Source organism: Vibrio sp. 10N.261.52.A1, assembly GCF_002876325.1.
Classification (GTDB): Bacteria; Pseudomonadota; Gammaproteobacteria; order Enterobacterales; family Vibrionaceae; genus Vibrio; species Vibrio chagasii.
This window is the reverse complement of the sequence record NZ_MCYD01000831.1, coordinates 1-7,326: the sequence shown is the minus strand read 5'-3', so window position 1 is coordinate 7,326 and position 7,326 is coordinate 1. Positions and strand designations below refer to the sequence as shown.

The following is a 7,326-nucleotide window of genomic DNA, read 5'->3' as shown; positions in this document are numbered from 1 at the left end:
GACCTATACCATAGCAAACTCATATTTATTTGTAATAAATTTGTTAACTACAAAATCACATCAAAGTACCATGCTCTTCCGCTCTTTTATCGTGACGACAAAATACGTGATTTGTTGACCTGAGTTATTAGGACTATATATGCGCCTCTAATTTATTGTCTGAGTGCTATACATGAACCAACTAATCGATGCTCTTTCTACCCAAGGCTACTTTGTTTGGGATGACTTCTTAACGCATGAAGAAGTGGTGGCATTGAGGGATTGCATTCCAGAGAACTGGAAAAAGGCTAGGATTGGCCGTAACGATGAAGTAACACGAGAATCAAGTATTCGTAGTGATAAGATTCAATGGGTACACCGTGACATGGGTGAGCCTGCATCTCAGTTCCTAGATAAAATGGAGCAGATTCGTTTAGCGGCAAACCAAGCGTTCTTTTTGGGCTTGTTCGAGTATGAAGCGCACTTTGCTAAATACGAAAAAGGCGACTTCTACCAAAAGCACTTAGACTGCTTTAAAGGCAACGAAAACCGCCGTCTGACTACTGTGTTCTACATGAATGACGAGTGGAGTGAAGAAGACGCAGGTGAGCTTGTGGTTTACGATCTACAAGATAATTACATCGCAACCATTCCGCCAAAGTCTGGCCGTTTGTTTGTGTTCTTATCAGAGCAGTTCCCACACGAAGTTCTGCCAACCAACACAGAACGATTCAGTATCGCAGGTTGGTTCCGTATCAACGGCGTGAAGGACAACCAACTCGATATCGCACACTAAAGCGAGGTTCGGGTCAAAGCCTCATCTCATCCAAAGCCTCTCCACTCGAGAGGCTTTTCCTCTTAGTACTGCTAGTAAAGTACTAAGAGGAAAATATCACTTTTATGAGCCGAATCCTGTGTAGAGACTCTTGCCCAGCAATTACTCTGGCGTATTCGGGAAAACTGATATTTAATAAATATTTACGGTGCGCATTCAAGAAGGATTAATTATGTCATCTATCATCGTAGGTCACCGTGGTGTAGCGGGTACTCACCCAGAAAACACCAAAGCAAGTATTGAACAAGCCGCTAAACTTGGCTTGAAATGGATTGAAGTCGATATTCAGCAAACTCAGGATGATGAGCTTGTCGTTTGCCACGACCACACTCTCGAACGCTGTAGTGATGGCAAGGGCCGTGTTGATGAACACACCTTGGCAGAGCTGCGTCAGCTTGATTTTGGTGGCTGGAAGTCAGAACAGTTCGAAGGAGAAAGAATACTCACACTTAGCGAGTTACTTGAACTTGTTGAAGAACATAACCTAAGCGTTAACCTAGAGATAAAAGTCGATAGCCGACACCAAGCCCCTCATGTGGTTGATCTTCTACACAGCGAGCTGATCCGCTCAAACGTAGACACCGACAGAGTGCTGCTTTCAAGTTTCAGCCATGAAGTTGTTGCAGAAATGGCTCACCACTTACCAAGATACCGCGTTGGCGTGATCACAGAGCAGCTCTCTCAAGACGATCTTCTGCTTATAGATCAGGTGAAAGCGTTCAGTTGCCACATGAATTACGAAAACGTCAATCAGGATGATCTTAATACGCTTGCCGAAGCAAAGATTCAAACATGGTGCTACACCGTCAATGATCCGTCAAAGTTCAAATTCCTATCCACCGTCGATGCGATATTTACTGATTTTCCAAATAGATTTAGCGCGAAAAATTGACCAAACAAATACCAAAGTAGTAAACGTTTAAGACGGGAAAATTTACCTCGATAAACCTTAAAATTAAGTAGCAAACACAAGTGAGTAGGAGTACATTCCGCTGCTCACTTGGTTTCATTAGCTCGCACTATTTAGGCAGCTTTATTGGTTACTTAATTTATGGATCTCATTTTTAGTCCAACTTTCCCAATTTTGGGTGCAATCTTCATTTTTGCCGCTATCGTTCGTGGCTTCTCAGGCTTCGGTTTCACCCTAGTCGCATTGCCTCTAAGTGCGTTATTCGTGCCGGTTATTGAGCTTGTTCCTGTGTTCATGCTTATCGACCTACTTGGCAACGTTCAATTACTGCCTAAGGTCAAAAAACATGTCAATTGGCACTGGGTAGCAAAAGTATTTATTCCTTGCCTTGTGTTCACACCTGTTGGCCTGGTTTTACTCAAATCAGTTAGCCAAGACACCATTATCTTGATCATCAGCGCCTTTATCTTTGCGTCTGCACTTATGATCTACCGAGGCTTTCAATATAAAAGTGAACCGAGATTTGCTCCCTATATCCTAGGAAGCCTTGCTGGAATAATGAATGGTGCAGCTTCTATGTCTGGTCCACCAATTGGCACCCACGCATTGGCGAGCCCTGTGGCCCCGCACGTCGCCAGAGCAGGTTTGATTGCGTTCTTTGTATTGGCAGATTCGAGTGCCTTTGTTTCTGCATCCATTGCGGGGCTCGTCGACCGTGATGTGGTTTGGCTTACACTGGCACTGTTACCAAGCAGTATGTTTGGTGGCTATGTGGGTTCGAAACTGTTCGAAAGATTTGGTGGCGAGAAATTTAAGCCTGTCTCTATCGGGCTGCTTATCGTTATTGCATTCTTTAGTGCAGGTCGAGTTCTGCTTTAACAAGCTGTCTAATTTCTGAAAGGAAAATGGGTACCAGAGCCTACCATTCGATGTGGATAGGGGTGCCCATTTTGACTAGTTGAATAAACTCATCCATATCTTGGTTGGTTAATGCGATACAGCCATCTGTCCAATCGAAACTTTGGATAAAACCTGGCGCACGACGTTCACCGTTTTTAATACCATGAATTTTGATGTTACCACCTGGGTCAACATCATTCTCTTCAGCCCACTGTCTATCAGAAGAGCGCGGATAGTTGATGTGTACCGAACGGTAAAACTCAGAGCGCTCCATGATATAGTCGAGCGTGTATTCCCCTTCTGGCGTTCGGTTATCCCCTTCAAAGCGTTTATGACCTTTCGGTTCCTTACCCAAAGCGATACGAAACTCTTGTACCACTTCATCCCCTTTGAGCAGGTACATTCTGCGTTTCGATTTATCGACTTTCACTAAGGTCACTACTTGCAACAGAGGATCAATTTCAGAAAAAGAATCGGGCGCCATGTAGGGTTCTAATAATGAAGCTTGAGCAGAAGCTTTAGGTAAGCGTTGCGATGAACCTTGTGCCAGCTGAGCAATTTGAGTGGATTGACCTTCACCCAGCGCCTCATCCACATCAATCACATGCTTTGATTTTGAAGTGCCAGTAGAGTTAGGAGAGGAAGTTGAGATGCGTTGTGAATGAGCTGGTGCTGACTCAAAGACAATGGTTTCAATAGCGGTAGCGTCAGACACTATCTTCTCCACGACGACCTTTTCGGCGAGTACAATCGGACTCATCAAGAATAGGCATAGTGATAGTGGTAAAAACGGACGCACCCTTATATCTCCTCAAAACGCATCGACATGATTCGGGACTGAGTCTCCATTCCTAGCGACTCATAAAAGCTCTGAGCTTGTTGATTAAACTCCATCACCTCTAATCTTAATTCGATCGCTCCTTGAGCTTGCGCCCATTGATTGAATGACTTCATTAGCGCTCGACCAACGCCTTTACTCTGAATTTGGTCACTCACCACAATAGTGTTCACTCTCGCCACCTTATGAGACTGAATAAAGCTCACGCCTTTGTTTTGCGTGACCTTACCCGCGAGAAAACCAATCACTGCATCCTGTTCAACAGCGACAAAGAAGGCCCCAGTCGGGTCAATCATTAAGCCCAGCCAGTACTCCTCGCTGTCTGCTTTGCTTTGTGACGGCGGCGCAAACACCATAGGCGCACCGAGATGATGTTGATGATTTATCTGATCAGAGAGCGCTAAAATCGCGTTGATGTCAGTTACCTTAGCATTCCGAATTTGCATATCATCACCTTGTTTGAATTCAATAACACCTTAGCAAAAATGGCTTAAATGTGCACCGTTCCACTGGTCGACTCAGACACTCTGTGAAGGCAGGAGATCAATATTAGGCACTAAGTTTGGGGAAATTGTTCCGCAAATCTCAGGCACATTACCAGCCTTTGAGTGCTACTATCTCTGCAGAATCAATACACTAACGACTGGACACCTCTATGATTAAGTTCGCTGTAATTGGAACCAATTGGATTACACAAAAATTCGTTCAAGCTGCACATGAATCACAATCGATGCAGTTGACTGCCGTTTATTCGCGAAACCTAGACAGCGCCGCGCAGTTCGCACAAGAATTCGGTGTTGAAACCACATATGACTCACTTGACGCATTAGCCAACGACAATACGGTTGAAGCGGTGTACATTGCCTCACCGAATTCGCTGCACTGTGAGCAGTCGATTCTGATGATGGAGCATGGTAAGCACGTCATCTGTGAGAAGCCTGTTGCATCGAATATTGTGGAAGCCACACGCATGTTTGAAGTCGCTGAGAAAAACGGTGTGGTACTGTTTGAGGCGTATAAATCACAATTCCTGCCTAACTTTAAACAAGTCCAACTTGGGCTAGAAAAAATCGGCAAGGTACATAAAGCGCACATCAACTACTGCCAGTATTCATCGCGTTACCAAAAATACCTGAATGGTGAAAACCCAAACACTTTTAATCCAGCTTTCTCCAATGGTTCACTAGTCGATATTGGCTTCTATTGCGTTGCAGCAACGGTAGCGCTGTTTGGTGAACCTGATAACGCCCAGGCATCTGCAAAACTGCTGGAATCAGGCGTTGATGCGCATGGCTGTGCCATCTTCCAATACCCTGAATTTGACGTGACCCTTGCACACTCTAAGGTCAGCGACTCATATGCGCCAAGCGAGATCCAGGGTGAGCAAGGTGCGATCATCATTGATCACATCGCTGAATGCACCGACGTTAAGATCCGCTATCGTGATGGAAGCATTGAAAATCTCACTCAAGTGCAAAGCGAAAACTCAATGAGTTACGAAGCGCAAGCCTTTGCTGATTGCATTGCTGGCGATCACACCACACAAACCGATGCTAAACAGCGCGCATTAACCGTTGCCAAGTTAATTACAAAGATGCGTCAACAGGTTGGTGTCGTTTATCCTGCAGATAAATAATACAGACCATTAAGCTAACACTCTGATTTTAATCACATATCAGTTTATGCATAACTAAATTTAATCCTTACGACAAATAACCGGATTAGTTGATCAGAGGGCTATCTGATTAAATCCGCGTTCGATATCTATCGTATTTATTTAATTTATTGAAGGTGTGTAAAGTGTTTTCAGTTGACGATCGCGTTGTAGCAACAAAAGGTGTTGAACTTGGTGAAATGGTAGTAACTGGTCTAAGTGCTGGTGGTTACTACGTTCACGTTACAACAGTAGAAGGCGCAATGCCGCTTACTTACCCAATGCAAGATCTTAAAAAAGCATAGTCTAACCGCTCTGCTCTTTTAGTAGTCACTCTGCTAAAGGTAACAAAATTGAGGCCTTGGCTGCTTTACTCTTCTGCATTAGAGTGAACAGCCAGGGCCTTTTTTATATCTGCTACTTACCGCCAGCCTTCCTACAGGTTTAGTCATTGCAGCAAAGTCAGTTCCAACAGACAATAGAATGAATTAAAGCGTAACAACAAAGGCTTATTGCCTACTGCTACGCACTCTCTATTGATGTTTAGTGTTTACAGAATTCTCTGGTACATTAGCATCACCTTATACTCACAATGACCATGAACTGAGGGAAGCTATGAAGCTTTATATTTACGACCACTGCCCTTTCTGTGCACGAGTCGCCTACATCGCTCAATCTCTAGGCTTAAACATCGAACTTATTTCTGTAGATTATGATGATGCCCAAACCCTTATCGATTTAATCGGTAAAAAGATGGTACCCGTATTACAAAAAGACGATGGCTCTATCATGGCTGAGAGCCTAGATATCATCGCTTACTTCATGGATTTGAAATCTAGTGGCGAGCAGCGTGAGCCATCAGAGCAAGTGACCCTGTTCCAAACTCGCGCATTCCCGCTAAGCCAGCGCATCGGTTTGCCACGTTGGTGGAAACTAGACCTTGCTGAGTACCAATCACCAGCAAGCAAAGAAGCATGGCGCGCAGCCAAAGAAACCGAAGAACTCAACTTCGACAAGCTGATTGAGCAAACACCGCAGTTTGTTGAACAGATTAACCCGCTTCTGAAAGATGCAGAGCTGCTACTGAACTTAGAGAATGGTGAGTCTTCGCTGCCTCTGATCGACCAAGCAGTGTACTTCTCTATGCTGCGTGGCTTCTGCGTTGAGCCAAGCATCACATGGCCACCAGCTCTAGAACGTTGGTTAGAAAAGCAGAGTGAAACGCTAAAACTGTCTCTTCTTCGCTAGAACGATTGCAACAAGCACAAACAAAAAATCGAAGCCATCAGGTATCTCCCCTGCTAGCTTCGATTTTCGTTATCTTTCACTATTTCTATGGAACCAAGCACTTGTTATTACAACAAGCGCCTTCTCAAGCCGGTTCGCTCTAGGATACGGGTAGAAATTTCTTCAACCGATAACGATGAGGTATTGATATACGGCACTGCCTCTCTACGGAACATCGCCTCTACGGTTTGTAGCTCATACAGACACTGTGAGTCGCTCGCGTATTCACTGCCTGCTAAGCGGTTCTCACGAATCTCAGTCAGCCTTTCTGCGTCAATCGTTAAACCAAACAGCTTATGTCGGTATATCTCAAACTCTGGCAACAGCTTTAATCGTGCCAAATCATCATGAATGAACGGGTAGTTTGCCACTCTTAAACCAAACTGCATCGCCATATACAAGCTTGTTGGCGTCTTGCCACTTCGAGATACCCCCAGCAAGATGATGTCGGCTTCTTCCAGCCCTTTGAGCGTGATGCCATCATCGTGTGCGAGTGTGTATTCGATTGCGGCAATACGGTCGAAATACTTCACCGAGTCCTTGTTCACACTGCGTGAGCGTTGCAACTTAGGAGTCGGCGCCATATGGATGTCATCTTGTACCTTCTGAACAATACTTTCCAACACGTCATAGCAATGGGCAGGCGCTTCAAGCAACTTCGATTTAATTTCAGGAATCACAATCGAAAAGAACACTAGAGGTTGCTGACCACTCTCACGATACGAAGTGTCGATCTCTTTCAATAAATCAGAAAGTTTGTCCTCACTTTCAACAAACGGAAAAGTTTTCTCATTGGCTTTGAAGGGAAATTGACCTAGAACAACATGCCCTAAAGTCTCACATGTTATGGCCGTTCCATCAGAAACATAGAATACATCACGACTTTGAATATCAATTTGCATTTTTTATTTAATGTTTAAAAT

Annotated in this window: 9 protein-coding genes; 6 read left to right on the top strand and 3 right to left on the bottom strand. The window is 44.3% G+C overall.

The features are described 5' to 3' along the window. Positions 1-172: 172 nt before the first annotated feature. The 3 genes from BCT81_RS17735 (at position 173) to BCT81_RS17725 (ending at position 2,603) form a co-directional block, all read left to right on the top strand. Entirely contained in the window at positions 173-775 is a 603-nt protein-coding gene (locus BCT81_RS17735) for a 2OG-Fe(II) oxygenase (protein ID WP_102425309.1), read from the top strand. Positions 776-986: 211 nt separating this feature from the next. After that, positions 987-1,706, top strand: coding sequence for a glycerophosphodiester phosphodiesterase family protein (locus tag BCT81_RS17730; RefSeq protein WP_102425308.1), 720 nt, complete (start codon positions 987-989; stop codon positions 1,704-1,706). Positions 1,707-1,865: 159 nt separating this feature from the next. Beyond that, positions 1,866-2,603 (top strand): sulfite exporter TauE/SafE family protein, encoded by a 738-nt coding sequence (locus BCT81_RS17725; protein ID WP_102425307.1) that lies wholly within the window; start codon positions 1,866-1,868, stop codon positions 2,601-2,603. A gap of 40 nt (positions 2,604-2,643) precedes the next feature. On the opposite strand, the gene BCT81_RS17720 is transcribed toward BCT81_RS17725, so the two are convergent. Together BCT81_RS17720 and BCT81_RS17715 are read right to left on the bottom strand one after the other, a co-directional pair. Continuing rightward, positions 2,644-3,423, bottom strand: coding sequence for a L,D-transpeptidase family protein (locus BCT81_RS17720; RefSeq protein WP_102425306.1), 780 nt, complete (start codon positions 3,421-3,423; stop codon positions 2,644-2,646). Between the two features lie 2 nt (positions 3,424-3,425). Next, complete coding sequence (locus BCT81_RS17715; RefSeq protein WP_061031313.1) at positions 3,426-3,908, bottom strand: GNAT family N-acetyltransferase; 483 nt, start codon at positions 3,906-3,908, stop codon at positions 3,426-3,428. A gap of 209 nt (positions 3,909-4,117) precedes the next feature. Between BCT81_RS17715 and BCT81_RS17710 the strand changes: the two genes are divergently transcribed. From BCT81_RS17710 to grxB, 3 genes are all read left to right on the top strand, one after another. Beyond that, on the top strand, positions 4,118-5,098 hold the full coding sequence (locus BCT81_RS17710; RefSeq protein WP_102425305.1) for a Gfo/Idh/MocA family oxidoreductase: 981 nt from the start codon (positions 4,118-4,120) through the stop codon (positions 5,096-5,098). Between the two features lie 164 nt (positions 5,099-5,262). Further along, positions 5,263-5,421 (top strand): hypothetical protein, encoded by a 159-nt coding sequence (locus BCT81_RS29390; protein ID WP_008221767.1) that lies wholly within the window; start codon positions 5,263-5,265, stop codon positions 5,419-5,421. A 310-nt stretch (positions 5,422-5,731) separates the two neighbouring features. Next, a complete protein-coding gene (grxB, locus tag BCT81_RS17705) occupies positions 5,732-6,364 on the top strand; it encodes a glutaredoxin 2 (RefSeq protein ID WP_102425304.1) in 633 nt (210 codons plus the stop codon). A 107-nt stretch (positions 6,365-6,471) separates the two neighbouring features. On the opposite strand, the gene BCT81_RS17700 is transcribed toward grxB, so the two are convergent. Then, entirely contained in the window at positions 6,472-7,305 is an 834-nt protein-coding gene (locus BCT81_RS17700) for a pyruvate, water dikinase regulatory protein (protein WP_102425303.1), read from the bottom strand. Between the last annotated feature and the right edge of the window lie 21 nt (positions 7,306-7,326).

What these genes read in the sequence shown, in the direction of transcription:
- BCT81_RS17735 (WP_102425309.1), top strand. Translation starts at nt 173, where the DNA reads ATGAACCAACTAATCGATGCTCTTTCTACCCAAGGCTACTTTGTTTGG.
- BCT81_RS17730 (WP_102425308.1), top strand. Translation starts at nt 987, where the DNA reads ATGTCATCTATCATCGTAGGTCACCGTGGTGTAGCGGGTACTCACCCA.
- BCT81_RS17725 (WP_102425307.1), top strand. Translation starts at nt 1,866, where the DNA reads ATGGATCTCATTTTTAGTCCAACTTTCCCAATTTTGGGTGCAATCTTC.
- BCT81_RS17715 (WP_061031313.1), bottom strand. Translation starts at nt 3,908, where the DNA reads ATGCAAATTCGGAATGCTAAGGTAACTGACATCAACGCGATTTTAGCG.
- BCT81_RS17710 (WP_102425305.1), top strand. Translation starts at nt 4,118, where the DNA reads ATGATTAAGTTCGCTGTAATTGGAACCAATTGGATTACACAAAAATTC.
- grxB (WP_102425304.1), top strand. Translation starts at nt 5,732, where the DNA reads ATGAAGCTTTATATTTACGACCACTGCCCTTTCTGTGCACGAGTCGCC.
- BCT81_RS17700 (WP_102425303.1), bottom strand. Translation starts at nt 7,305, where the DNA reads ATGCAAATTGATATTCAAAGTCGTGATGTATTCTATGTTTCTGATGGA.